At 70.6% G+C, this 755-nt stretch carries 1 protein-coding gene; it reads right to left on the bottom strand.

Annotated elements, in window-relative coordinates; all coding sequences use genetic code 11:
* Positions 1-237: 237 nt before the first annotated feature.
* Positions 238-755: alpha-ketoglutarate-dependent dioxygenase AlkB family protein (locus R6V09_RS54245; protein WP_317888699.1), on the bottom strand; the 518-nt coding region annotated here is incomplete at its 5' end.

Raw genomic sequence — 755 nt, 5'->3', positions numbered from 1 at the left:
CGCGCGGCCGGTGTGCACGAGCTCCAGCGCGGGGCCGAGCGCGCTGCGGCCCCGGTCCAGCCGCGCCCTTGAGGTGGTTCCTTCCCCCGCCGGCCGGGGGTCCGCCTTGCCGCTCATGAGGGCGAGTCTCCCATGATCCGTAGACATCGCCGCTGGGGGTCGGGGGTCGCGTTCACAGTGGCGGCCGGTGGGGGCTTGTCGCGCAGTTCCCCGCGCCCCTTGAAGGCATCCTCCGCCTCAGAAGCCGCTGACTCTCAGCGTCACGTTCAGCCTCCCTCTCAGCCCCAACTCCCCCGGCGCCGTGCCCCCGTAAACCCGGGGCACCCCGTGGTACGCCAGCCTCGACGGCCCCCCGAACACGAACAGGTCGCCGCTTCTCAACTCGACGTCCATGTAAGGCTTCGTGCGAGCCTCGGTGTTGCCGAAGCGGAAGACACAGGTGTCGCCAAGGCTCAGCGACACGACCGGTGCCTGGGAGTTCTCGTCGCTGTCGCGGTGCATACCCATGCGGGCGTCGCCGTCGTAGAAATTGATCAGTGCGATGTCGTACGGCTCTGCCTGCGTCCCGAGTGTGTCGACGACCGCCCGTCGCCCCAGTTCGTCCAGCCAGGCCGGGAACGGCTTCACGGGGGTGCTGTCGCCGTCGGTGACCGTTCGGGAGTAGGCGTACGGGTACCAGTGCCAGCCCAGGCACACCTGTCGGGCGGTCATCGTGCCGCCGCCGGGGGTGCGGACCGTGCGCAGGCCGGCGGGCG

It is taken from the genome of Streptomyces sp. W16, from assembly GCF_033194735.1.
Classification (GTDB): Bacteria; Actinomycetota; Actinomycetes; order Streptomycetales; family Streptomycetaceae; genus Streptomyces.
This window is presented reverse-complemented; position numbering and strand designations above follow the sequence as displayed.